20 protein-coding genes and 1 tRNA gene are annotated in these 23896 nt (G+C 69.6%); 13 read left to right on the top strand and 8 right to left on the bottom strand.

The features are described 5' to 3' along the window. Positions 1-62: 62 nt before the first annotated feature. Both ABD987_RS36945 and ABD987_RS36940 read left to right on the top strand, forming a co-directional pair. Positions 63-145: transfer RNA gene (locus tag ABD987_RS36945), tRNA-Leu, on the top strand. A 615-nt stretch (positions 146-760) separates the two neighbouring features. After that, positions 761-2764 (top strand): hypothetical protein, encoded by a 2004-nt coding sequence (locus ABD987_RS36940; RefSeq protein WP_345405433.1) that lies wholly within the window; start codon positions 761-763, stop codon positions 2762-2764. Here ABD987_RS36940 and ABD987_RS36935 read toward each other — a convergent pair. The 4 genes from ABD987_RS36935 to ABD987_RS36920 form a co-directional block, all read right to left on the bottom strand. Continuing rightward, positions 2736-4433, bottom strand: coding sequence for a hypothetical protein (locus ABD987_RS36935; RefSeq protein ID WP_345405430.1), 1698 nt, complete (start codon positions 4431-4433; stop codon positions 2736-2738). The two genes, ABD987_RS36940 and ABD987_RS36935, sit on opposite strands and share 29 nt — an antisense overlap. A gap of 34 nt (positions 4434-4467) precedes the next feature. Continuing rightward, complete coding sequence (locus tag ABD987_RS36930) at positions 4468-4809, bottom strand: hypothetical protein (RefSeq protein WP_345405427.1); 342 nt, start codon at positions 4807-4809, stop codon at positions 4468-4470. A gap of 79 nt (positions 4810-4888) precedes the next feature. Beyond that, positions 4889-5653 (bottom strand): S1 family peptidase, encoded by a 765-nt coding sequence (locus ABD987_RS36925; RefSeq protein ID WP_345405424.1) that lies wholly within the window; start codon positions 5651-5653, stop codon positions 4889-4891. Between the two features lie 119 nt (positions 5654-5772). Further along, the gene (locus tag ABD987_RS36920) at positions 5773-6147 is read right to left on the bottom strand and encodes an FKBP-type peptidyl-prolyl cis-trans isomerase (RefSeq protein ID WP_345405421.1); all 375 of its coding nucleotides are present in this window, start codon (positions 6145-6147) and stop codon (positions 5773-5775) included. Between the two features lie 151 nt (positions 6148-6298). Between ABD987_RS36920 and ABD987_RS36915 the strand changes: the two genes are divergently transcribed. Genes ABD987_RS36915 through ABD987_RS36905 form a run of 3 tightly spaced genes read left to right on the top strand, consistent with a single transcriptional unit; the run spans position 6299 to position 11599 of the window. Next, a complete protein-coding gene (locus tag ABD987_RS36915; protein WP_345405418.1) occupies positions 6299-9523 on the top strand; it encodes a penicillin acylase family protein in 3225 nt (1074 codons plus the stop codon). 36 nt (positions 9524-9559) lie between these two features. Next, entirely contained in the window at positions 9560-10534 is a 975-nt protein-coding gene (locus ABD987_RS36910; protein ID WP_345405415.1) for an SGNH/GDSL hydrolase family protein, read from the top strand. Between the two features lie 21 nt (positions 10535-10555). After that, positions 10556-11599: a trans-sulfuration enzyme family protein gene (locus tag ABD987_RS36905; RefSeq protein WP_345405412.1), complete on the top strand. Its 1044-nt coding sequence runs from the start codon at positions 10556-10558 to the stop codon at positions 11597-11599. Positions 11600-11659: 60 nt separating this feature from the next. Here the strand turns inward: ABD987_RS36905 and ABD987_RS36900 are convergent, their stop codons facing one another. Both ABD987_RS36900 and ABD987_RS36895 read right to left on the bottom strand, forming a co-directional pair. After that, positions 11660-12709: a patatin-like phospholipase family protein gene (locus ABD987_RS36900; RefSeq protein ID WP_345405409.1), complete on the bottom strand. Its 1050-nt coding sequence runs from the start codon at positions 12707-12709 to the stop codon at positions 11660-11662. Between the two features lie 93 nt (positions 12710-12802). After that, entirely contained in the window at positions 12803-13546 is a 744-nt protein-coding gene (locus ABD987_RS36895) for a FadR/GntR family transcriptional regulator (RefSeq protein ID WP_345405406.1), read from the bottom strand. 90 nt (positions 13547-13636) lie between these two features. On the opposite strand from ABD987_RS36895, the gene ABD987_RS36890 reads away from it, so the two are divergent. From ABD987_RS36890 to ABD987_RS36855, 8 genes are all read left to right on the top strand, one after another. Beyond that, positions 13637-15127, top strand: coding sequence for an ABC transporter substrate-binding protein (locus ABD987_RS36890; RefSeq protein ID WP_345405403.1), 1491 nt, complete (start codon positions 13637-13639; stop codon positions 15125-15127). Further along, the gene (locus ABD987_RS36885; RefSeq protein WP_345405400.1) at positions 15124-16068 is read left to right on the top strand and encodes an ABC transporter permease; all 945 of its coding nucleotides are present in this window, start codon (positions 15124-15126) and stop codon (positions 16066-16068) included. The genes ABD987_RS36890 and ABD987_RS36885 overlap by 4 nt, the downstream gene beginning before the upstream one ends. Next, positions 16068-16892, top strand: coding sequence for an ABC transporter permease (locus ABD987_RS36880; RefSeq protein ID WP_345405397.1), 825 nt, complete (start codon positions 16068-16070; stop codon positions 16890-16892). Before ABD987_RS36885 ends, ABD987_RS36880 begins: the two co-directional genes overlap by 1 nt. A gap of 71 nt (positions 16893-16963) precedes the next feature. After that, entirely contained in the window at positions 16964-17704 is a 741-nt protein-coding gene (locus tag ABD987_RS36875; RefSeq protein ID WP_345405394.1) for an ABC transporter ATP-binding protein, read from the top strand. After that, positions 17701-18486, top strand: a complete 786-nt coding sequence (locus ABD987_RS36870) for an ATP-binding cassette domain-containing protein (protein ID WP_345405391.1) — start codon at positions 17701-17703, stop codon at positions 18484-18486. The genes ABD987_RS36875 and ABD987_RS36870 overlap by 4 nt, the downstream gene beginning before the upstream one ends. Continuing rightward, positions 18479-19903 (top strand): aldehyde dehydrogenase family protein, encoded by a 1425-nt coding sequence (locus tag ABD987_RS36865; protein WP_345405388.1) that lies wholly within the window; start codon positions 18479-18481, stop codon positions 19901-19903. The genes ABD987_RS36870 and ABD987_RS36865 overlap by 8 nt, the downstream gene beginning before the upstream one ends. 5 nt (positions 19904-19908) lie before the next feature. After that, positions 19909-20664, top strand: coding sequence for an SDR family NAD(P)-dependent oxidoreductase (locus ABD987_RS36860; RefSeq protein WP_345405742.1), 756 nt, complete (start codon positions 19909-19911; stop codon positions 20662-20664). Between the two features lie 77 nt (positions 20665-20741). After that, positions 20742-22121, top strand: a complete 1380-nt coding sequence (locus tag ABD987_RS36855; RefSeq protein ID WP_345405385.1) for an amidase — start codon at positions 20742-20744, stop codon at positions 22119-22121. A gap of 4 nt (positions 22122-22125) precedes the next feature. Here ABD987_RS36855 and ABD987_RS36850 read toward each other — a convergent pair whose 3' ends face one another. Beyond that, on the bottom strand, positions 22126-22782 hold the full coding sequence (locus tag ABD987_RS36850; protein ID WP_345405382.1) for a DUF4276 family protein: 657 nt from the start codon (positions 22780-22782) through the stop codon (positions 22126-22128). Then, the gene (locus ABD987_RS36845) at positions 22775-23893 is read right to left on the bottom strand and encodes an AAA family ATPase (RefSeq protein ID WP_345405379.1); all 1119 of its coding nucleotides are present in this window, start codon (positions 23891-23893) and stop codon (positions 22775-22777) included. The genes ABD987_RS36850 and ABD987_RS36845 overlap by 8 nt, the downstream gene beginning before the upstream one ends. Between the last annotated feature and the right edge of the window lie 3 nt (positions 23894-23896).

Genomic DNA, 23896 nt, shown 5'->3' with positions numbered 1-23896 from the left:
ACGGCCCCCGGTGAAACCCGTTCAAACCCCCTGCTAAGCTGTACGAGCTGTCAAAGTGACTCGCGCGAGTGGCGGAATGGCAGACGCGCACGGTTCAGGTCCGTGTGTCCGAAAGGACGTGAGGGTTCAACTCCCTCCTCGCGCACGCTGTTCAGGGCCCCCGGCTTCGCCGGGGGCCCTTTCCCGTTGTCCTTATCCCTCCCGGGGGCCGAGCCCCCGGACCCCCACGGTGCGGTCGCTCCCGAACCAGCGTGGGGGCGTTCGGCCTCGGGCCTGGCGGCCCTGGCCTTCGGGAGAAGCGAGACCGCGTGGCTTCGGCTTCGGGCCTGGCGGCCCTGGCCTTGGTGAGATTCCGTGGCTGCGTGGTTTCGGCGTTGGGCCTGGCGGCCCTTGCCTTCGGGAGGGTTGCGTGGCGGTTTGCCCGTTCGGCTTGGGTTCTTGCCTTCTCGGGGCGAACTGCGCGTCGATTTTCGTGACGCCTAGACCTGAATCGTCACCTCGCCGAGGACGGGGCCGAACCACTCGACGAGCACCACGACGCCAGGTCGTCGCCGAGCTGAGTGGCCGGGCGGACTGGCCGAGTGCCTTCGACTCCTGACCACAAGGCGATCGAGTGGGTCTCCGGAGCGCGGCCCGTGCGCGGTGTGGCCTTTGTCATGGAGGTCGAGGGCTTCGAGCAGGCGGCCGTCGGGCCGGTTCAGGGGTGTGACGGACCGTGATCGTGCGGTAGCGTGGGCCGCGCCGGGAGGGGGTGCCAGGGGTGACGGATCACCGCAATTCGTTCGACGGCGAGGCACGGATCGTCGTCCAGGCACACACCATCTACGGCGGCCTGAGTTTCGGTGCGCCGGACGAACCGAAGACCGTGGCCCGGCAGAACGAAGTGCCCGCGAGGTACTACACGAACAACGAGGTCCAGCTCCTGGAACTGGACCGTGTACTGGCCGGCCGGAAACCGGACAGGCCCTGCTTGGCGATCATTCGCGGTACCCCGGGAAGCGGGCGTACCGAGCTGACTCGGGAGTGGATTCATCGGCATCGTGCCGAGTTTCCCGACGGCGACTTTTCGGCTCCACTCGGTCGTATGTCGGTCAAGGACGTCCTTGCCGGGCTGCTTCGCGGTGCGGGGTTCGCCGACGGAAGGCTTCCGGCAACGGTTGAGGGTCTCTCGGCGATGTGGCGCGACTGGAGCAACGGCAGGCAACTCGCGCTCGTCATCGATGACGCGTTGTCCGAGGCACAGGTCAAACCGCTGCTGCCGGGGCCGGGGCCGTCAGTGGTACTGGTGATCGAGGCGAGTGGGCTCGGCGGGTTGCGGGTGCGGCACGGCGCCGCGCTCGTCACGCTCGAACCGCTCGGCCCGGAAACCTCCCGGGTGCTGCTGGCACAGATCGCGGGCGAGGAACGGCTCGGCGGGGACCCGGAGGCGGTCGACGAGCTGGTCGCGATGTGCGACGGTTCGGTCGCCGCGCTCAACGTGGTCGGGTCGATGTTCGCCGAGAACGAGAACTGGAAGCCCGCTCGGCTGCTGCGCAATCTCGAACGTCGTGGTGGCGTCGTAGGAGCGTTGCCGCAGGACGCGGTGTTCGATCTCGCCTTCGATCGGCTCTCGCCCGTTGTCCAGCGGTGCTACCTCGCGCTTGGCGTGCATCCCGGTGGTGACATGTCGAGCGCCGCGCTCGCCGCGGTGCTCGGTGAGGAGACTGACGAGTACGTCGAGCAGCTTTTGCGGATGCGGCTGGCGCAGGAAACTCGGGAGGAACGGTACCTCGTTTCCGGGCTGGTCAAGGACCACGCCAAGAGCAAGGCGGCCGATGACGGGCTGCTGCGCGAGATCGTGGCCTGGTACGCCTGGCGCGGGTGGGAGGCGCAGGCGCTGGTCCAGAAACGGGACTGGACAAAGCAGATCTGGCCGGATCGTCCGGAGAGCGCGCTTCGGTGGTCTCCGGACGAGGCCACGGAGTGGCTGCTGACGGAGCGGGTGAACCTCGTCGAGGCGGCGAAGGCGGCGCATCGGCTGGGCGCGCACGAGGACGTCGTCCGGCTGTGCCTCGCGCTGTGGCCGATCCATCTGCGGCGGGGCTACGCGGCCGAGATGGCGGAGGTCAACCGGCTCGGCTTCGAGTCGGCGGTGGTCTGGTCGAACGACCTCGCGGCCACGGTGCTCGCGGTACAGCGAGCTTTCGCCGCGCTCGAAAGCCGTGCCTGGGACGACGCACTGTCCTTATTGGACGCTGCGGGTGCACACGCGGCGAACGTGGTTTCACGTGAAGCCGACGCCACGATCGTCGAGACGCGGGGTCTGGTCCTGTTGGGCAAGGGCCTGGTCACGGAAGCGCGGGCGGAATTCCGGCGGAACCTGGAGCTGGCCGAGGAGTTCGGAGGTGAGCGGCGGCAAGCGCTCGCGCGGTTCCACCTGGCGAAGACCGAGGAACCGGACACGGCGCTGGCACTGCTCGACCAGGCCGCCAAGGTGCTGGACGCGGAACCGGTGAACCGCGCGAAGGTCGCGCTCTGGCGGGGTAAGAAGCTCCGCGAACTTGGTGACCACGCGCGGGCTGCCGAAATCCTCGGCGAACTGGCCGCGCACGCCGGGCATCGGGAGCGGGCGGAGGCGAGTGAGGCGTTGGCGGATCTCGCGCTGGACCGCGACGACGTCGAGGCGGCTCGCGTGCATCTCAAGGACGCCTTGAACATCTACGCACTGCGGGGGTTCACCGAAGAAGCAGTCGACGTCAAGAATCGGCTGGACGGATTGTCCTGATCTTCGCGGTGTGCACTTGCCCGGCGAGTTCGACACGCAGTTCGGGTGGGGGCTCGGCGTCCCACGCGGCGAGCAGGGAGACGAAGCCGTCCGGAACGTCGTCGGCGAGCAGTTCGACCACCAGCCCGCTCGCGCTCACGGCCAGCCAGGACGAAGCCGTCGCCGGGGTCGCGACCCATCGGCAGCCGGGCAGCGCGCGCAGCGTCGTTCCGGCCCAGTGCACCGGATCGGTGCGGGCGTTGCCGATGACGACGTCGGCGAGTTCCAGCGAGCCGGCACCGGGTTCGTCGGCGTAGACGACGAGGTGGGCGTCGTCGGCACGGGGCGGCGTCGCGGTCGGATAGCGGGACAGCACACCGGACAGGGTGGTCGCGGTGGACTCGACGGTGACCCGGACCGACAGCGCCGACGGGGTGACCGCGGGAAGCGAAGGCCGGGGCAGCGCGAGAAAAGTGGCCGGTCGTGGGGGTTGCGGAAGGTCCATGCCCTGGTAGAGCAGGGCGCGCAGGGTGTCCGCGGACTTGCCGGGCAGGGAGGTCGCCAGGTCGGTGATCTCGGTGTAACGAGGTGGGTCGTGCTCGGCGATCGTCTGTTCCAGTTGCGGAAGCGGATCGGCGTCCATGGTGAAGTGCGGGGCGGCGCGAAGCAGCCGGGCGATCGGGGAATCCGGATCGACGGTGTCTTCGGGGGCCTCTGCGAGCAGGATCGGGGTGCCGAGGCAGGCGGAGTAGAACGTCACCGAGCCGTGATCGCCGATCGTCAGGTCCGCGGCCACGAGTGCGGACAGCCAGGCGTCTTCGGCGGGCAGGACGTGCACGCCCGCGTTCCGGCAGTCGGCGAGCCACATTTCCAGCTGCCACCGGGAATGGCCCTGGCCGATGTTCGGGTGCAGGGCCAGGACGAGCCGGTAGGAATCCAGCGGAAGCCGTTCGGCGAGTTTCCGTGGCAGCTCGGGGCTCCGGCCGAACAACGATTTTTCGCCCCAGGTGGACGAAAGGAAAATCAGCCGCTGGGCGGGCCTGGCACCGAAGGTCTGGCGGTGGTTTTCCCGGAGGGCGAGCGCGGACTGAAGCCGGTCGAGACAGGGATCGCCTGCCACGACAGCGCGTTCGACGGCCTCGGGACAGGACTGGCGTAGCCGGTCGAGCTGTTCGTCATGGGAGAGGACGACGTGCCTGGCGACCGGGACACCGTTGTGCAGCAGCCACGGTGACGACAACCCGAAAACCGGTTTCCGGTTTCCGGTTTCCGGTTTCCGGTTTCCGGTTTCCGGTTTCCGGTTTCCGGTTTCCGGTTTCCGGTTTCCGGTTTCCAAGAATTTATTGTAGCCCATTCCGTGCGGAATGACCGTCAATGGCGCGCTCAGTTCGTGCAGGTCGCCGCCCCAGCTCGCGGCGATCGCCCAGTCGAAGGGCAGGCGTACCGCCTCCGCCCAGGGCAGGACGGTGACGCCGCGGCTGCGAAGGTACTCCTCGGTCCCCGCGGTGAAGGCGCTCGATCCCGGGCAGGTGAAGACGGTCTGGATCCGGTGGTCGGTGGCGTACAGCGCGATGACGTCGAACAGCCGGGTCGCTGCGGTGATGTTGTGCACGACGGCGAGCACGGTGCGTTCGGTGCGCACGGTCCGCCAGCGCGGGGTGAGCGCGGTCGGCAGGGACGGGGTGGGCACGAAGGGCGATGCTACCCAGTGGAAGCGGGCGAGGTCAGAAGCTCACGTTGCCGTGTATGTCACCTGCCTGCAGCACCTTGCCGCTGACGTTGCCGGAGACCTGGTTGGTGACGCCGCCGGATTCCGCGTGCTGCTGGACGTTGACGCGCTCCCACTCCGCGCGGAGTTCCTCGGCGAATTCCTTGTCGGCGCTTTCGGCGGCTTCGAGCCGCTCGGCGAGTGCCGTGACGGTCTCGGGCTTGTCGGCGTCGGCTGCTTCCAGCGCGGCGACAGCCTTCTTGTCACCGGAGAACTTCTTCTTGACGAGGTCGACGAGACCGGTGGCGGCCTTGGTCGCGAGGGCTGTCGCGACCGCCATCAGGATGGGCTCGGGCATCGGCTCTCCTCGGGGTGGCGGTGGGCGGTGGTGGCCGCACTACCCAAGGTAGCCGATACCCGAGCCGGTGCGGCCCGAATCAGCCGATGTGGCTGGTGATCCAGTCCGCGATCAGGTCCACCCGCGCCGCCGTCTCCAGTCCCGAGTGCGGGCAGTCGGGCCCGTTGCTCTCGACGGCGACGAGCTGGCCGCCCGCGCCGGAGGGCAGGAAGTACGGCGCGCCGGAGTCGTAGGCGCAGGCGCTGGTGGTGTTGGCGGGGCTGACCCCGTGCACACCGACGGTGGTGGGCCAGACCTGGCCGACCTCGACCACGCCCTGCTGGAGTTTGGTGGAGGGCTTGGGATTCACGGCGGTCAGGCTGCCCCAGCCGGCAAGGGTGAGCCGCTGCCCGGCGGCCGGGATCGCCCGGTTCACGGTGAGCGGGGTGATGCCGGTGACCGGCTGGTCGAGTTCGGCCAGCGCGACGTCGTTGGGGCCGGCCTGGAGGACCTGGGTGACCTTGCGGGTCTCACCTGGCTTGGCCGTCTGGTCGGACGTGCCGAGGGTGGCCGTGGTCGGGTACGGGACGGGGCCCGCGACGCGGTTGTGGTTGACGTCGTGGAAGCAGTGCCCGGTGGTGAGAACCCATTTCGGGGCGACGAGCGAGCCCGAGCAGACGCTGCCGTAGGTACCCCCGCCGGGCTGCGGGACACCGGTCAGCGTCAGCTTCGCGGCGAATTCGTACTGGCCCTGCGGTACGTCCGACCCGTTGGCCACCGCCGCGGCGGGCGAGGCTGTCGCCAGCCCGGCGGTGGCGCACCCCAGTGCGAGAATCCCGGCGGAAAAAACAGCGCGAACGCGCACTCGATCCCCTTCGACACGGCATCGGCCCGGTCGGCCGATGATCGGCTTCCGAGGCTACGACGGCGTGCCGCGCGGGGTAAGTTCCTGTTCGGGTGACACTGGGTGATGAATGCTGACTCTCAGCTCACGCCGACGAGGTCGACGACGAAGATCAGTGTCTCGTTCGGCTTGATGACGCCGCCGGCGCCGCGTTCGCCGTAGGCCAACTGCGGCGGGATGACCAGCTTGCGACGGCCGCCGACCTTCATTCCGGTGACACCCTGGTCCCAGCCGGGGATGACCTGTCCGATGCCGAGGGTGAACTGCAGTGCTTCGCCGCGGTCCCAGGACGCGTCGAACTGCTCGCCGGTCGAATACGAAACGCCGACGTAGTGCACGTTCACATTCGAGTTGGCGGCGGCGACCGGGCCGTCGCCAACGGTGAGGTCGGTGACCTGAAGCTCCGCGGGCGGTGGGCCGTCCGGGCGGTCGATCTGGGGCTTTTCCAACGTCATGGGGGTCACCGTACCTACGGCGTGTGAGCTGCGCCGAACGGAGTACAACGTCCGGCTGAACCCGGGTGAGTAGAACGCGAATCGTCTTCACAATTCTTGTACCCGTCGGTAGCGTGCTCTCCGTCACTCCACGAAGACGGGAGTCCGGGGCATGCGACGACGCATCCGCACCTTGACCGTATCCGCGCTGGTGGGCCTGCTCGCGGGTCTGACACAGGTCACCGCGAGCGCCGCCCCGCCGCCCGTCGCACCGGCTCTTCCCGGGAACGACTACTGCGCCGGACAGTGCGGGGACATCCTGCCGCCGGGACAGAACGGTAACGCCACGCTCGCGGACATCCTGGCGCACAAGACGCTGGGGACCCGGCCGGCGCACGCCGCCGATCAGCTCGGGAAGTACGCGAACCTCGCGTCCGGCTACAAAGGACTGACCACCGGCACGATCAACCAGTTCTTCAACGACTCGTCCTTCGGGGTGCCCGCCGACCAGGTGGAAAGCGTCGTCAAACCCCGTGAGGACGTCACGATCACCCGGGACAAGGCCGCCGGCGTTCCGCACATCCAGGGCACCACGCGCGCGGGCACCGAGTTCGGCGCGGGGTACGCGGCCGGGCAGGACCGGTTGTGGCTCATGGACATCATGCGCCGGGTCGGCCGCGGCCAGCTGACCCCGTACGCGGGTGGCGCGCCCGCGAACCGGCAGCTGGAGCAGGGCTTCTTCGCCGGGGCGCCCTACACCGAGGCCGAACTGCAGCAGCAGATCGAGCGAGTCGCGAACGCCGGGCCGCGGGGCAAACAGGGGCTCGCCGACGCGCAGGCCTACCTCGACGGGATCAACAAGTACATCACCGACTCCCACAACGGCCGCTACTTCCCCGGCGAGTACGTGCTGACCGGCCACATCGACGCGATCACCAACGCCGGGAAGATCGAACCGTTCAAGCTGACCGACATGGTGGTGCTCGCCGCGCTCGTCGGCGCCCAGTTCGGCGGCGGTGGCGGTGGCGAGGTGCAGAACGCCATCGCGAAGCTCGCGCTGCAGGAGAAGTACGGACTCGAACAGGGCGAGAAGATCTGGAAGAGCTTGCGGTCCGAGGACGACCCCGAGGCCGTCAGGACGCTGCACGACGGCCAGACCTTCCCCTACGCCAACACCCCGGCGAACCCGCAGGGCGCGGCGATCCCGGACAAGGGTTCGGTGACCTCCCAGCAACTCGTGTTCGACCCGACCGGCTCGGCGGCGAACGCGAACGCGGCGAAGGCCAAGGTCCCGGCACCCCAGGACCAGGAGTCCGCGCGCGGCATCTTCGACGGCGGTGTCCTCCCGGGGAACATGCTCAGCGAGAAGCACGGGATGTCGAACGCGCTCGTGGTGTCCGGCGCCAAGACCGAGAGCGGGCACCCGGTGGCGGTGTTCGGCCCGCAGACCGGGTACTTCGCCCCGCAGTTGCTGATGCTCGAAGAACTGCAGGGGCCGGGGATCAGCGCGCGCGGTGCCTCGTTCGCCGGGATCAGCCTGTACGTGCTGCTCGGCCGCGGCCAGGACTACTCGTGGAGCGCCACGACCTCGGCACAGGACATCATCGACACCTACGCGCTCGAACTGTGCGACCCGAGCGGCGGCACGCCGACCAAGGACTCGAACTACTACCGCTACCAGGGCCGGTGCCTCCCGATGGACACCGTGGAGCGCAAGAACGCCTGGACGCCGACGGTCGCCGACGGCACCCCGGCCGGTTCCTACACCCTGCGCAGCTACCGCACAAAGTACGGCCCCGTGACGCACCGCGCGACGGTCGGCGGCAAACCGGTCGCGTACGCCGCGCTGCGCTCGACCTACTTCCACGAGGTCGATTCGCTCATCGGGTTCCAGGAGTTCAACGACCCGGACGCGATCCACTCCGCGCAGGACTTCCAGCGCGCCGCGAACGACGTCGGGTTCACCTTCAACTGGTTCTACGCCGACTCGAAGGACACCGCGTACTTCAACTCCGGCGCGAACCCGGTCCGTAAGTCCACTGTGGACCCGTCGATGCCGGTGTGGGGCGACCGGGGCTTCGACTGGCAGGGCTGGAACCCGGACGGGAACCTCGCCCAGTACACGCCAGCGGCGCAGCATCCGCAGGCGGTCAACCAGGACTACTTCATCAGCTGGAACAACGCGCAGGCCAAGGGCTACGCCGCCGCGGGCGCGGACAAGTCGGCGGTGCACCGAGGCGACCTGCTCGACGCGCGGGTCAAGAAGCTGATCTCCAGCGGTACCAAGGTCACCAGGGTGAACCTGACCCAGGCGATGGCGGAGGCGGCGCTCGCCGATCTCCGCGCGGAGAAGGTGCTTCCGCTGCTGCTGCAGGTGCTCGACAAGAGCCCGGTGTCCGGCCCGGCCGCGGACGCCGAAGCGAAGTTGAAGGCGTGGCTGGCCAACGGCGGGCTGCGCTCGGAAACCACGCCCGGCAGCAAGACCTATGCGGACGCCGACGCGATCCGGATCATGGACGCGTGGTGGCCGCTGCTGGTCATGGGCGAGTTCAAGCCGAGCATGGGTGACGCGTTCAAGCCGATGACCGACGTCCTCAAGATCAACGAAAGCCCGTCCGGGTTCCAGAACGAGGAGCCGGGCAAGCACGTCGGCCAGCCGCACCAGGGGTCCTCGTACCAGGCGGGCTGGTGGGGTTACGTCAGCAAGGACCTCCGGAGCGTGCTCGGCCAGCCGGTCGCGGGCCCGCTGGGCGCGAAGTTCTGTGGTGGCGGCGAGGTCGCCGCGTGCCGCCAGATGCTGGTCGACTCGCTGACCCAGGCGGCCGCGCAGCCCGCGAACACCGTGTACCCGGGCGACGGCGACTGCAAGGCGGGCGACCAGTGGTGCGCCGACTCGATCATCCAGCGTCCGCTCGGCGGCATCACCCACGACAAGATCAGCACCCAGAACCGGCCCACCTTCCAGCAGGTGGTCGAGTACCCGGCGCGTCGGGGCGACAACGTCGCCGATCTCGCCGTCCGCAAACCGGTCAGCGCCACGAGCCACGAAACCGGGTTCTACAACTCCCCGCCCGGCAACGCCGTGGACGGCAACCCGTCGACGCGGTGGGCGAGCGACTGGAACGACACCCAGTCGATCACCGTCGACCTCGGGTCGGTGCAGCGGGTGGCGCGGGCAATCCTGCGCTGGGAGGCCGCCTACGGCAAGGCGTACAAGATCCAGCTGTCCGACGACGGGACCACCTGGCGCGACGCCGTCGTGGTGACCAACGGGAAGGGCGGGACGGACAACCTCGCGTTCGCCGCGTCCGACGCGCGGTACGTCCGGATGAACGGCGTCCAGCGCGGCACGAAGTACGGCTATTCGCTGTACGAGTTCGAGATCTATGCACACTGAAACTCTGCTCATTGAAAAGCTTGGGGAGAAACAACGATGTTTCGCAAGAGATTCGCCGCCGTCGCGCTCGCGGCGATCGCCGCCGCGGCCGTACCGGGAGTGGCCTCGGCCGCGTCGGCAGGCTACCGGCACTACGTGTCGCTCGGTGACTCCTACACCTCGGCGCCACTGGTCCCGTGGATGCGGCTCGACCCGCTGACCTGCTTCCGCTCGACGAACAACTACCCGTCCTGGCTGGCCGCGAACCTGAAGGTCGCCAAGCACACGGACGTCAGCTGTGGTGGCGCGGACACCACGAACATGACGAAGCCGCAGAGCATTCCACTGTGGACGGCCGCGCCGCAGTTCGACGCGCTGAAGCCGGACACCGACCTGGTGTCGGTCGGGATCGGCGGCAACGACTTCGGCGTGTTCGGCACGCTCGTCGGCGAATGTCCGAAGGTGACCGCGTCGAACCCGACCGGTACGCCGTGCCGCGACAAGTACACCGTCGACGGCGTCGACACCATCAAGGCCAAGCTGACCGCCACCCAGGCGCGGGTCACCGAGGTGCTCCGCGGCGTCCACCAGCGCTCCCCGAAGGCGAAGGTGCTGCTCGTCGGCTACCCGAGGATCGCCCCGGCGGCCGGTTACTGCCCGGACATCCTGCCCTTCGCCGACGGCGACGTGCGCTGGGTCGACGGCGTCGAGCGGGCACTGAACAAGGCGCTGGCGAACGCGGCGAAGACCGACGGCCGGACGACCTACATCGACACCTACGGCCCGTCACTCGGCCACGACGCCTGCGCGACCGGTGGCGCGGCGTGGATCCAGGGCAAGGACCTCGACCTCTTCGCCGCGGCGCCGTATCACCCGAACAAGGCGGGCGAGACCGGCATCGCGAGCATCATCGCGAACCAGCTCGCGGAGAAGAAGTCGCTGGACAGGGCGCCGTCGACCGCCGGAGTCCCGGTGGTGGACCCGAAGGTGGCCGGGGACTTTGTGACGAAGTCGGGCGTGCTCACGCACTAACCCCCGGATAGCGTGACCGGCATGAACGACTGGTCACCTCGCACCCTGGCGATCGCGGCCGGGCGCCCGCACGGGCCCGGCGAGCCGCTGAACACGCCGATCGTGCCCGCGAGCTCGTTCGGCGCGGGCGGCGAGTTCACCTACGCCCGGTCGGAGGGCACGCCCACCTGGGTGGCCTTCGAAGAGGCCGTCGGCGCGCTCGAAGGCGGGCACGCGACGGCGTTCGCCTCGGGCGTCGCGACGCTGTCCGCGGTGCTGGACCTGCTGCCGGTCGGCGCGCGGGTCGCCGTGCCCACGTTCAGCTACGCGGTGACCCGCGGGGTGCTCGCGCACGCGCAGCGGCTCGGGAGGCTGACCGTCACCGAGTTGGAGCCGACCGACACCGCCGCGTGGGTCGAGGAGGCCGCGCGGGCGGATCTGGTGTGGCTGGAGTCGCCGACCAACCCGACGCTGGACGTCATGGAGATCGCCACCATCGCCGCGGCCACGCGCGGGCGGGTCGTCGTGGACAACACGTTCGCGACGCCGCTGGTGCAGCGGCCGCTGACCATGGGCGCGGACATCGTCGTGCACAGCGCGACGAAGCTGATCGGCGGGCACAGCGATCTGCTGCTCGGGGTCACCGTCGCGGCGGACGAGGACCTCGCGCGCGAACTGCGGGACGCGCGGACCAGGGTCGGTTCCACACCGGGCACGCTCGAAGCGTGGCTGGCGCTGCGCGGGCTGCGGACGATGCCGGTGCGGCTGCGGGAGCAGTCGGCCACCGCCGCGCTGCTCGCCGAGCGGCTGGCCGGGCATCCCGCCGTGACGCGGGTGCGTTATCCGGGCAGCGGCATGATGCTCGCCTTCGAGCTGCCGGACGCCGAGGCCGCCGACCGGGTCTGCGCGTCGGTGCGGCTCATCCGCGCGGCGACGAGCCTGGGCGGGGTGGAGAGCCTCATCGAGCGGCGGGCCTGGCTCGCCGGTGAGGAACGCGTGCCGCCGGGCCTGCTCCGCTTCAGCGTCGGGCTGGAGGATCCCGAAGATCTCTGGCAGGACCTCGTGGCCGCGCTCGAAGGTCCGTGAATGCCACATTGAGGGATTCAGAGTCCCTCAATGTGGCATTCACGGACCGGCGACTGGGCCTCAGCCGACACCCGCCGCGGGGTACGGGAACGTGGCGGGTGCTGTCGCGTCGGGACAGACCCAGCGGCGCATGCCGGCGTCGCACACGGCGTAGCCCCAGTTGATCAGCCGGTCCTGGAGGAGTTCCGGCATCCTGGTCAGCCGGGTCGGCGTCTCGGCGAGCACGCGCGTCCGTTCCGCGGGCGCGGGCAACGTGTCCGGCAGCTCGAAGTTCGTGATGTCGCTGTAGCTGCCCCAGTACGTCCCGGCGAAGTCCTTGTCCACATAGGACTTCAGCAGGGAGCCGGTGCGCAGTTCGCGAACCTGGTTGTCGGCCACGTCGAGCACCCGCTTCAGCTGCACCGGCCAGCTCCGCCCGACGTTGCCGACGTAGGGCATGCGCTTGCCGGCGTCACTCACCAGCACCGTCGCGCATTCGCCGCCGACCGGATCGAGGCCGAGGTTGTCGTACATGCCGGCGTCGCCGAGCACGATCTTGCGCTTCCCGGCCTCCGCCAGCGGATTCGGGATCACCACCGGGGAGAGCACCGGCGGGAACGCCGAGGACGCGGCGACCGCGGTCGCGAGTGGCAGCTTCCCGTGCGCGCCGTGCTGCCGGAAGAACCACCAGAGCGTGCCGTCCTGCATGTTGGTCGCGGTGAACACGAAGTTCGGGCCGTCCGGGCTGAGCTCGTCGAGGCGGCAGTCCCCGAACAGATGCCGGGCGTACGCGCGGGCCAGCTGCTCGCCGACGCTGCGCCAGGGGATCGCCATCGCGGTCAGCACCACCGGGAGGTCGAGCTTGGTCCGCGCGAGCTTCCGGACCGTCCGCACGAACTCGGTGTCGAGGTTTTCCGCGACGCCGTCGGTGAAACGGAGCCGGTGCCAGGCGTGTGCCAGTACGCCGGCGGCGATCGAGCCGCCGGAAACGCTGGACACCGTGGTGAGTTTCGACAGCCAGCCGAGTTCGTTGAGCCGCCACAACGCCCCGGTGTGGAACAGCATCGCGCGGTATCCGCCGCCCGAAAGGGCGAGTCCGACACCCTGTCGCCGGAACGTGTTCGTATCCATGGCATCCCCCCGTGCGCCGGATTGTAGGGGGAGTCGCAGGGACCCCGGGCGCTGTTACCCGGAGTGGATTGTCCGCCGGACGGCGCAGGCGGATCAATCCAGCAGCGGAGTGAGCAGCCGGTGATCCTCCGTGGGCACGTACTCGGCGTAGTTGTCGTACAGCGCGTGCTTGACCAGCTGGGCGGCGAGGCCGCCGTCCGCGTCGCGGATCGCTTCGAGGACGTCGGCGTGATGCGTCAGCCAGGACCGCATCAGCGAGGTCCGGTTCCGCGCGTGCGCCAGTTTGTCCTCGATGAGTTCGAGGACGACGCCGCGCACGACCTCGCTGCTGATCACCAGCAGCGGATTCCCCGACGCCCGCGCGATGATCTCGTGGAACGCGACGTCGGCGCGGCTGAACTCGGGGAATCCCGCCTCGGCGCCCGTGCGCATCGCGGTGAGCGCGGTGTCCAGCTCGGCCAGGTCGTCCTCGGTGCGCAGCTGGGCGGCGAGCAGATGCGCCGAACCGTCGAGCGTCATCCGGAACTGCAGCAGCTCCGCGAGCCCGAGGTGTTCGGCGCGGGCGAGCCGCTGCATCGAGCGCTGCAACGCGGCCGGGGACGCGGCCAGCACCTCCGGCCCGCGCGGGTCGCCCGGCCGGGAGCGGATCATCTCCGCCGCCTGCAACACCCGGAGCGCCTCACGCACGGTCGAGCGGCCGACGCCGAACTGCGTCATCAGCTCGCGCTCGCTGGGCAGCCGTTCCCCCGGTTTCAGCCGCCCGCTGAACACCGCCTCCTCGATCTGCTCGACGACGCGTTCGTAGGCACGGACCGGGGCGACCGGCTCGAATCTCATCCCGCTGTACCCCCTTGACCACCGCGTCCTGCGGTGCGAAGGTTACTGGTCAGACCAGTGTACCGCCAGGAACGGCACGGTGGAGGGCGTATGAAGAGCCGACTGCCCGCCGCGGCGCTCGCGCTGCTGCTGGTGACGTCCGGCTGCTCGGCGGGCTCCACCGCGAGCGTGTCCGGCGGGCCGGACACGCTGTCCGTCGGGTTCACCGCCGAGCCCGCGAACTTCGACTTCACCACCAGCGACGGCGCCGCGATCCCGCAGGCGCTGCTCTACAACGTCTACGAAGGTCTGGTGAAGCTCGACTCGGAGAGCCGGATCGTCCCGCTGCTGGCCGAGTCGTGGACGATCAGCCCGGACCGGAAGACCTACGACTTCAAATTGCGCACGGGCGTGAAGTTCGGCAACGGCGCGGAGTTCACCGCGGACGACGTCAGGTTCTCGCTGATGCGGGTGAAAACGGCGTGGACGATCTCCGTGAAGTCCACAATGGACGTTGTGGACCACGTCGACGTGGTGGCGCCGGATCACGCGCGGGTGGTGCTGGGCAAGCCGAGCAACGGGTGGCTGTTCGGCCTCACCAGCCGGATCGGCGCGATGTTCAGCCGCACCGGTGTCGGCGACCTGGCGAACAGGCCGATCGGCACCGGGCCCTACGTCGTGGCCTCCCGCAAGCGCGGCGATTCCGTCGTGCTTCGGGCGAATCCGGCCTACTGGGGCCGGAAACCGGCGTACCGGACCGTGGTGCTCAAGTACATCAAGGACCCGACCGCGCTCAACAACGCCCTGCTGTCCAACGGCATCGACGTCATTTCGGCGATCACCGCGCCGGACTCGATCCCGCAGTTCACCGGTGACGACCGGTTCACCGTCGTGCAGGGCAGCACGAACAGCGAGGTCACGATGGCGATGAACAACGCGCGTGCCCCGCTGAACGACGTGCGGGTGCGGCGGGCGCTGATGTCCGCGATCGATCGCAGGGCGCTGCTCGACACCGCCTGGGGTGGTCGCGGCACGCTGATCGGCAGTATGGTCCCGCCGACCGACCCCTGGTACGAGGACCTTTCGGGGTACTACCCGTTCGATCCGGCGAAGGCGAAGTCCCTGCTCGCCGAGGCGGGTGTGACGAACCTGAGCCTGCGCCTGCGGATCCCGAACCTGCCCTACGCGACCTCGGCCGCGCAGGTCGTCGCCTCGCAACTGGCCGACGTCGGCGTGCGCGTGACCATCGAGCCGCTCGACTTCCCCGCGGTGTGGCTCAAGCAGGTCTTCACCGACCACGACTACGACCTGTCGATCATCCAGCACGTCGAGGCGCGCGACATCGCGACGTTCGGGAAGCCGAAGTACTACTGGGGATACGACAATAAGGACGTCCAGCGGTTACTGGCCGAGGCGGACAGCGGGACGCCGGACCAGCAGGTCGCGGACATGCGCCAGGTCGCGAAGCGGCTCACCGAGGACGCCGCGGCGGACTGGCTTTTCCTGTTCCCCAACATCATCGTGGCGAAGTCGAAGGTGACCGGGTTCGTGCGCAACCAGGTCAGCGAGTCCTTCGACCTCACCGGACTGGCGCCGCGATGAGCGTCAAGGTGCTGCGACGCCTCGCGATCCTGCTGGTCAGCGTGTTCGCGGCGTCCATCGTGGTCTTTCTCTTCATGGCCGTGTTGCCCGGCGATCCGGCGCAGGTCGCGCTCGGTGTCAACGCGACGCCGGAGCTGATCGCGAAGACCCGCGCGGAGTTCGGCATCGACCGGCCGCTGGTCACGCAGTACTTCGACTGGATCGGTGGCGTCCTGCGCGGCGACTTCGGCCGCTCCTACGTCACGCGCGAAGCGATCGGCCCGCAACTGCTCGACCGGCTCGGCGTGACGTTGTGGCTGGTCGGTGCCGGAATGCTGATCGCGGTCGTGCTCGCGATACCGCTCGGGACGTTCGCCGCGGTGCGGCACCGGAAGCCGTCCGGCGCCGGGGTGTCCGGGCTGGCCCAGCTCGGCGTCGCCATCCCCGCGTTCCTCGCCGGGATCATTCTCGTGCAGATCTTCGCGGTGCGGCTGCGCTGGCTGCCCTCGGGCGGTTGGACGCCGCCGGACCAGGACTTCGGCGACTTCCTGCGCGGCCTCGTACTGCCGGCGTTGTCGCTCGGGCTGGTGCAGGGCGCGGTCGTGACGCGCTACGTCCGCTCGGCCGTGCTCGACACGCTGGGGCAGGACTACCTGCGCACCGCGCGGTCGAAGGGGCTGCGGCCGGGGCAGGCGCTGTACCGGCACGGGCTGCGCAACGCCGCCGTCCCGGTGGTCACCGTGCTGGGCCTGCAACTCGCGACGCTGCTGATCGGCGCGGTCGTGGTCGAGCGGGTGTTCGTCCTGCCCGGCCTCGGCAGCATGTTGCTCGACGCGGTTTCGGCGCGGGATCTGCTGACCGTGCAGGGGATCGTGCTGGTGCTGGTGGTGGGTGTGCTGCTGGTGAACTTCGTGGTCGACGTGCTGTACACGGTGCTCGACCCGAGATTGCGGGGTTCGTGATGGCTGCCCGTCCCCGCAACACCGGACTGGTCGTCGGGCTGGTGCTCGTCGGGCTGGTCGTGCTCGCGGCGCTGGTGTCGTTCCTGTGGACGCCGCACGATCCGGTCAAGGTCGACGCGGCGCACCGGTTGCTCGGGCCCGGCGGGGCGAACCTGTTCGGTACCGACAAGTTCGGCCGCGACGTGGTCAGCCAGCTCATGGTCGGCGCCCGTACCACGCTGTACGTCGGCGTGGTCGCGGTCGGCATCGCGGCGGTGATCGGTACCCCGCTCGGCATTCTCGCCGCGATGACGCCGCGGTGGCTCGGCGAGTTCGTCATGCGGGTCAACGACCTCGTGCTCGCGTTCCCCGCGCTGCTGCTGGCGATCATGTTCGGCGCGGTGTTCGGCGCGGACACGCTCACCGCGATGGTCGCGATCGGCATCGCGACCATCCCGTCCTTCGCGCGGATCGCGCGGTCCGGCGCGTTGCAGATCCTGAGCAGCGAGTTCGTGCTGGCGGCGCGCTCGGCGGGCCGGTCACGGCTGACCATCGCCGTCCGGCACGTGGTCCCGAACATCTCCGGGCTGCTGATCGTGCAGGCGTCGGTGTCGTTCGCGATCGCCGTGCTCGCCGAGGCCGCGCTGTCGTTCCTCGGGTTCGGCACCCGGCCGCCGACGCCGTCGTGGGGCCGGATGCTCCAGGAGTCGCAGGAGCTGCTGACGTCCTACCCGCGACTCGCGCTCGTCCCCGGCCTCGCGATCGCGGTGGCCGTCCTCGGGTTCAACCTGCTCGGCGACGGCCTGCGCGACCGCCTCGATCCCCGATTGGCGGCCCGGCTATGAGCGAGGTCAAAGCCTCTGAAGGCCACCTTGAGGGCACTCAAGTCCCTCAAGGTGGCCTTCAGAGGCCACCGATGCTGGAGGTGCGGGGGCTGGGGATACGTGACCTCGTGCGGGACGTGTCGTTCGAGATCGGGGCGGGGGAGCGGGTCGGGCTGATCGGCGAGTCCGGGTCGGGGAAGTCGCTGACGGCGTTGTCGGTCATGGGCCTGCTGCCCGAGGAGCTGACCGCGTCGGGCTCGATCCGGCTCGACGGCCGCGAGCTGCTCGGAGTGTCCGAAAAGGACATGTCGCGGCTGCGCGGCAACGAGCTGGCGATGGTGTTCCAGGAGCCGATGACCGCGCTCAACCCGGCGATGCGCGTCGGCAGGCAGGTCGCCGAGCCGATCCGGATCCACGGCACGCACCGGGAACCGCGTAAAGCGGCCGAAGAACTGCTCGACTCCGTCGGGCTGCCCGGGACGTCGCGCGCGTACCCGCACCAGCTCTCCGGTGGCCAGCGGCAGCGTGTCGTGCTGGCCATCGCGCTGGCGAACAACCCGAAGCTGCTCATCTGCGACGAGCCGACCACCGCGCTCGACGTCACCGTCCAGGCGCAGATCCTCGGCCTGATCCGGACGCGGCTCGCCGAGCGGAGCGCGCTGCTGTTCATCACGCACGACCTCGCCGTGGTCGCGGAGGTGTGCGAACGCGTGCTGGTGATGCTGGACGGCGAGCTCGTCGAAGCCGGTACCACGCGCGAAGTCCTGACGGCGCCGAAGCACGAGTACACCCGCGAGCTGCTGGCCGCGTCGGATCTGGAGGCCCGCCGATGACGCCGATCATCGAGGTCGAGGGGCTGGAGCGCCGATACGCCCGGCGCGACGTCCACGCGCTGCGCGGGGTGTCCTTCGCCGTCGAGGCCGGGCAGCGGTTCGGGATCGTCGGCGAGTCCGGGTCCGGGAAGTCCACTTTGGTCAGACTGCTCGCCGCGCTCGACCGGCCGACGGCGGGCTCGGTGACGTTCCGGGGTACGCGCGTCGACACGCTGCCGGAGCGCAGGCTCGGCTTCCTGCGGTCGGAACTGCAGATCGTGTTCCAGGACCCGATGGGCTCGCTCGATCCGCGCATGCGTGTCCGCGACATCGTGGCCGAGCCGCTCGGCCGCGCGTCCGGACGGCGCGAGCGCGTCATCGAGATGCTCGCCGCGGTCGGGCTGCCCGCCGACGCGGCGGAGCGGTACCCGCACCAGTTCTCCGGCGGGCAGCGCCAGCGGATCTCGATCGCTCGTGCGCTGGCTCCGAACCCGAGCGTGCTCATCGCGGACGAACCGGTCAGCGCGCTGGACGTGTCGGTGCGTGCCCAGATCCTCGACCTGCTCGCTTCGCTGGTGGACACGTTCTCGCTGACGCTGGTGTTCGTCTCGCACGACCTCGGCGTGGTGCGGCACGTGTGCGATCGCGTCGCGGTGATGCGGCGCGGCGAGATCGTCGAGCTGGGCGATGTCGACCAGGTCTACGACGCGCCCCGGCACGAATACACCCGGGAACTGCTCGCGGCCGCGCCCAGCCTGCGTGCCGCCCTCGCCCGGCTGAGCGAAGGGAACGAGGGTGACTGACTACCCGGACGGCCTGCCGATCGGCGGCGCTTGGGTGTCCACAGTAGACACCACGCCGGTGGTTTTCCCGTACGACGGCAGCGTCGTCGGTCAGGCCCCGGTCGGGTCGCCGGAGCTGGCGCGCCGGGCGATCGACGAAGCGGTCGCGGTCGCCCGCGAGGTGGCCGCGCTGCCTTCGCGGACCCGGCGCGCGATCCTCAACGACGTCGCCGCCGCGCTGGAGGCCCGCCGCGAAGAGTTCGAGCGGCTGCTGGTCCTGGAGACCGGAAAACCGCTGGTGGACTGCCGGGTCGAGGTCGCGCGCACGATCGTCACCTGGCAGGCCGCGGCCGAGGAGGTCTCGCGGCTGCACGGCGAGACCGTGCCGCTCGACCTGCTGCCCTCGGGGGACGGGCTGGTCGGGTTCTGGAAGCGCAAGCCGATCGGTGTCGTGGTCGGGATCGCCGGGTTCAACTACCCGCTGCTGCTGGCGTCGCACAAGATCGCGCCCGCCATCGCCGCCGGCTGCCCGGTCGTGGTGAAACCCGCGCCGCAGACGCCGCTGGCCACGTTGTGGCTGGTCCATCTGGTCCGCTCGGTGACGGAGATTCCGGCGATGGTCCAGCTGGTCACCGGGGACGCGGCGGTCGGTTCGGCGCTGGTCACCGACCGGCGGATCGGCGCGGTCTCGTTCACCGGCTCGGCCGCGGTCGGGCACCGGATCGCCCGCGACGCCGCACCGACGAAGACGTTGCTGGAACTGGGATCCAACGCCGCGCTCGTCGTCGCCGAGGACGCCGATCTCGACGCCGCGGCGGACGCGGTGGTGCGTGGCGGGTTCTACGCCTCCGGGCAGGCGTGCATCTCGGTACAGCGGCTGCTGGTGGTGGACGCGGTCGCGGCGGAGTTCACCGAACGAGTGTTAGCCCGGCTCGGCGAGGTCGTCGTCGGCGATCCGCGAGACGAGAAGACGCGGGTCTCGGCGCTGATCGACGAACGATCCACCCGCCGTGTCCTGGACTGGGTCGACAAAGCGACATCGGCGGGTGCGCGGCTGCTCGCGGGTGGTGGCACGGACGGTCCGGTCATCCGTCCGACCGTGCTCGCCGACGTGCCCGACGGCGTCGACTGCTGGGACGAGGAGATCTTCGGTCCGGTCGTCTGCCTGCGCACGGTGTCCGACGTGGACAGTGCGTTCGCCGCGGTCAACGCGTCGCGCTACGGCCTGCACGCGAGCGTGTTCAGCCGCTCGCTGCGCACCGCGTTCCGGGCGCTGGACGAGCTGGAGGTGGGCGGCGTCGTGGTCAACGAGGTGCCCGGCTTCCGGTCCGACACCATGCCCTACGGCGGGGTCAAGGACTCCGGGATCGGCCGGGAGGGGCCGCGGTTCGCGGTCGAGGAACTGACGGTGACGAGGATGGCGGTGCTGCGCCCATGACGTCCGTGAACTACGAGAAGCTCTTCCGGCTCGACGGGAAGCGCGCGGTCGTGCTCGGTGGTGGCAGCGGGATCGGCCGGGAATCCGCGCGGGCGCTGGCCGCGCACGGCGCGTCGGTGATCTGCGCGGACCGGGATGTCGCCGCCGCGCGCGAGACGGATGTCGGCGAGCCGTACGAGATCGACATCCTCGCGCCGGGCGCGATTTCGCGTGCCGTGTCCGATCTCGGCGAGGTCGACATCGTCGTCCTGACCGCCGCGACCAACGTACGCAAACGTTTGCTCGACTACACCCGTGCGGAGTTCGACCGGGTGATCGCGCTGAACCTCGGCGCGACCTTCGACGTCGTGCGAGCGTTCGGCGCCGGTATGGTCGAGCGCGGGCGGGGCAGCGTCATCGGGTTCTCGTCGATTCGCGGGACCACCGTCGAGCCCGGTCAGGGGCCCTACGCGGCCACGAAGGCCGGGCTGGTCCAGCTGTTCCGCACGGCTGCCGCGGAGTTCGGCCCGGCCGGGGTGCGGGTCAACGCGATCGCACCCGGCGTCGTCGAAACCCCGCTGACCACGCAGATCAAGGCGAACCCGGAGTGGTACGACGCCTACGCGGCCAAGGGCGCGCTGGGCCGCTGGGCGCGTCCGGACGAACTCGCCGGCGCCGTGGTCTACCTGGCCTCGGACGCGTCGAGCTTCGTGACCGGGTCCGTGCTCGCCGTGGACGGTGGCTGGACCGCCGTCGACGGCCGCTTCACCCCACCTGCCTGATGTTCCGTGGGGGCCTCCCCGAGGGACTCCAGGTCCCTCAAGGAGGCCCCCACGGACCGACGTTGAGGAGGAACGCCATGCCCGAGTTGGCCGATCTGACCGCCGTCGAGCTGGTGACCGCGTACCGCGAGGGCACGCTCTCGCCGGTCGAAGTCACCGAGAACGTCCTCGCCCGCATCGAGGCGCGCGAGCCCGAACTGCACGCGCTCTACGCTTACGACCCGGCAGGCGCGCGGGAGGACGCGAAGGCGTCCGAGGCGCGCTGGCAGGCGAGGGAGCCGCTGGGCCCGATCGACGGCGTCCCGTTGACGCTCAAGGAGAACATCGCCACGCGGGGCACCCCCGTCCCGCTCGGCACCGCCGCCACCGAGCTGGCCCCGGCCACCGCGGACGCCCCGGCCGCCGCCCGGGTCCGCGAATCCGGCGGTGTCCTGCTGGCGAAGACGACCATGCCGGACTACGGCATGCTGACCTCGGGCCTGTCGAGCTTCCACACCGCGTCGCGCAACCCGTGGGACCCGTCACGCACCCCGGGTGGCTCCAGCGCGGGCGCGGGCTCCGCGGCCGCCGCCGGGTACGGCCCGCTGCACGTGGGCACCGACATCGGCGGTTCGATCCGGCTGCCCGCCGGCTGGTGCGGACTGGCCGGGCTCAAGCCGAGCTTCGGCCGCGTCCCGGTGGACCCGCCGTTCCTCGGCCGTGTCGCCGGGCCGATGACCCGCACGGTGGCCGACGCCGCGCTGCTGATGAGCGTGTTGTCCGCCCCCGACCCGCGCGACCACCTGTGCCTCCCGCCCGCCGACCTCGACTGGTCCACTGTGGACGCTTCGGTCCGCGGCCTGCGCGTCGGCCTCCACCTCGATCCCGGCGCCGGTCTCCCGGTCGAGCCGGAGATCACCGCCGCCGTCACCGAGGCCGCGCGCCTGTTCGAGGCCGCGGGAGCCGTGGTGGAACCGGTGGCCGCGTTCACCACCCAGGAAATGCTCGCCGGTCTCGACCGCTTCTGGCGCGTCCGGTCCTGGTCCGACCTGACCGCGCTGCCCGCCGAGCGTCGCGCGAAGGTCCTGCCCTACATCGCCGCGTGGGCCGAGGGCGGCGCCGAAGTGTCCGGTGTGGACACCTACCGCGCCTTCGCCCAGATGGACGCGGTGAGCGTCGCCGCCCTGCGCGCGACCGCCCCGTTCGACCTGGTGCTCTCCCCGACCAGCCCGGTCGGCCCGCCGCCCGCCGACTGGGCCTCGCCCACCAACGACCCGGCCCGCGCGCTGGAGCACATCGCGTTCACCGTGCCGTACAACATGTCCGGCCAGCCCGCGCTCGCCGTCAACTGCGGCTATACCGCCGACGGCCTGCCCATCGGCCTGCAGATCACCGGCCCCCGTTTCGCCGACGTCGCCGTGCTGCGCGCAGGCGCCGCCTTCGAACTCCTCCGCCCGGCCCAACATCCCTGGCCGTGACCGGCTAGCGTCGTTCGATCTCGTTCAGCCACGCGGCGAAGTGAGGGCACCGTTCTTTGAGCCGATCGACGCCGAGTTCGGTGATGGCGATCGGTCCGTCGATGGTCTTGGCGTAGTCGGTGCAGTACTGGGCCAGCCGTTTGGACGGAGCTGTCTTCGGGCCGTCGTTCACGAGCTCCGCCCCGCCCGCCGCGGTCGAGTCCTGGCGTAGCCGCGCGGCGAGGGTCTCGTCGCCGCGCAGCTCGCCCAGCTGATCCGCCGCCGCGAAAACCCAGGTCTCGAGTTCGTGGAGCACGAGATGCGGGAGGAACCGCCGGTCGCCGACAGCTTCGCTGATCGCCTTTTCGACGTGCTCGACAGCGACTCTTGCCGAACCGGCAGGGCGGCTGTCCATCCCCGGCGCGGTGTCCGGGAATCCGTAGTAGTCGAAGAGCGTGGTCAGCAGAACCAGGCTCTTTTGCCCCAGCAGTTCCTTGATCTCCCGGGCGAGCTTCGGCCAGGACGACACGCCACCTCGGTGAGTGACGGAAGTCGTCTGGGTTCGGACGATCGAAAAGGTGACGGTCCAGCCGCGCTGCCGAAGATGATCCAGTAGGAGGTCTCGCGCGACCGTGAGTTCCGTCTGCCCTTCGAGGAGCAGGTGGAGGCGGCGTTCAGCCATCGAGGACGCTGCCCGTCGAGCCGGGCTGACCGCCGATCAGGTTCTTCTCCCACAACTCGCCGAGCGAGTACGCCTCCAGCCAGGAACGCAGTGTTTCCGGATCGGGGCGGTTGAACTCGGAGTTCCCGTTTCGTTGTTCGACCACGATCAGGTCCTCGATGGTGAACTGGTTCATCAAGGTGACCGACTGCGTCGCGAGCAGGACCTGGCTGCGCTTCGAGGCCTGACGCAGCATGTCCGCCAGCAGCACGATGGCGTAGGGGTGCAAGCCCAACTCGGGCTCATCGAGTACAACGAGCCCGGGTAGCCGCGGTTGCAGGAGCAGTGTCGTGAGGCAGATGAAGCGCAATGTCCCGTCCGACAGTTGGTTGGCCGAGAACACCCGGTCGAAGTCTCGGTGCTTCCACCTCAACCTGACCCGGTCACTGCCGAACTCGTCTGCCAGGACGAAGTCACGAAAGAACGGAGCGGCCAGTCGGACGGCTCCGGTGATGCGTCGGTATGCGGCCCTGTCCTCTACACGATTGCTGACTTTCAGGCGTAGCAGCACCGCCGCGAGATTCTCCGCGTCATCGCGCAAGGCAAGGTTGTCGCCGGTGGGGACTTGCCGCTTTACTGGTGCGTCGGCGCCGGTGTTGTCGAAATGGTAGACCCGGCATCCCTTGACGAAGCCAACGAACTGTCGAGCGGGAGCATCACCATACGGTCCCGGTCCGTGAAGAGAAGACAGCTCGGATTCTTTGTGCCCTCGCCCTAAAGATTCCTGGTCGATGCCATCTCCAGTGAAGCCGATGCTCTCTGCAGCGAAGATGAACTTGTCTCCCGCTGATTGCCTGAGAAGGGCGTGGTATCGCGACGTTTCGGTGGTCACCGCCAGTCGGATCTGAGACGTGGTGGCGTTCAGCAGTGCCGAGGCACCACCGTTGAGCCCGACGTAGAGCCCGAGTTCGCCGTCGACCATCCGGCCCAACAGCTCGAAAACCCGGATGAGGTTGCTCTTCCCGGCACCGTTCGCGCCGACCAGGATGTTGAGGTCGCGCAGCTCGACGCGCGCCGATCGGATCGAGGTGAAACCCTCGATCTCGATCGACGTCAGCCGCTGGTCAGCCATAGG

The organism is Amycolatopsis samaneae, assembly GCF_039541975.1.
Lineage (GTDB): Bacteria > Actinomycetota > Actinomycetes > Mycobacteriales > Pseudonocardiaceae > Amycolatopsis > Amycolatopsis samaneae.
The sequence above is the reverse complement of the archived record's forward strand: the minus strand, read 5'-3'. Positions and strand labels throughout refer to the sequence as shown.

Bases quoted from the DNA above. Each gene is read 5' to 3' on its own strand.
- ABD987_RS36930 (WP_345405427.1), bottom strand. From the start codon at position 4,809: ATGCCCGAGCCCATCCTGATGGCGGTCGCGACAGCCCTCGCGACCAAG.
- ABD987_RS36920 (WP_345405421.1), bottom strand. From the start codon at position 6,147: ATGACGTTGGAAAAGCCCCAGATCGACCGCCCGGACGGCCCACCGCCC.
- ABD987_RS36915 (WP_345405418.1), top strand. From the start codon at position 6,299: ATGCGACGACGCATCCGCACCTTGACCGTATCCGCGCTGGTGGGCCTG.
- ABD987_RS36910 (WP_345405415.1), top strand. From the start codon at position 9,560: ATGTTTCGCAAGAGATTCGCCGCCGTCGCGCTCGCGGCGATCGCCGCC.
- ABD987_RS36905 (WP_345405412.1), top strand. From the start codon at position 10,556: ATGAACGACTGGTCACCTCGCACCCTGGCGATCGCGGCCGGGCGCCCG.
- ABD987_RS36900 (WP_345405409.1), bottom strand. From the start codon at position 12,709: ATGGATACGAACACGTTCCGGCGACAGGGTGTCGGACTCGCCCTTTCG.
- ABD987_RS36895 (WP_345405406.1), bottom strand. From the start codon at position 13,546: ATGAGATTCGAGCCGGTCGCCCCGGTCCGTGCCTACGAACGCGTCGTC.
- ABD987_RS36890 (WP_345405403.1), top strand. From the start codon at position 13,637: ATGAAGAGCCGACTGCCCGCCGCGGCGCTCGCGCTGCTGCTGGTGACG.
- ABD987_RS36885 (WP_345405400.1), top strand. From the start codon at position 15,124: ATGAGCGTCAAGGTGCTGCGACGCCTCGCGATCCTGCTGGTCAGCGTG.
- ABD987_RS36880 (WP_345405397.1), top strand. From the start codon at position 16,068: ATGGCTGCCCGTCCCCGCAACACCGGACTGGTCGTCGGGCTGGTGCTC.
- ABD987_RS36875 (WP_345405394.1), top strand. From the start codon at position 16,964: ATGCTGGAGGTGCGGGGGCTGGGGATACGTGACCTCGTGCGGGACGTG.
- ABD987_RS36870 (WP_345405391.1), top strand. From the start codon at position 17,701: ATGACGCCGATCATCGAGGTCGAGGGGCTGGAGCGCCGATACGCCCGG.
- ABD987_RS36855 (WP_345405385.1), top strand. From the start codon at position 20,742: ATGCCCGAGTTGGCCGATCTGACCGCCGTCGAGCTGGTGACCGCGTAC.
- ABD987_RS36850 (WP_345405382.1), bottom strand. From the start codon at position 22,782: ATGGCTGAACGCCGCCTCCACCTGCTCCTCGAAGGGCAGACGGAACTC.
- ABD987_RS36845 (WP_345405379.1), bottom strand. From the start codon at position 23,893: ATGGCTGACCAGCGGCTGACGTCGATCGAGATCGAGGGTTTCACCTCG.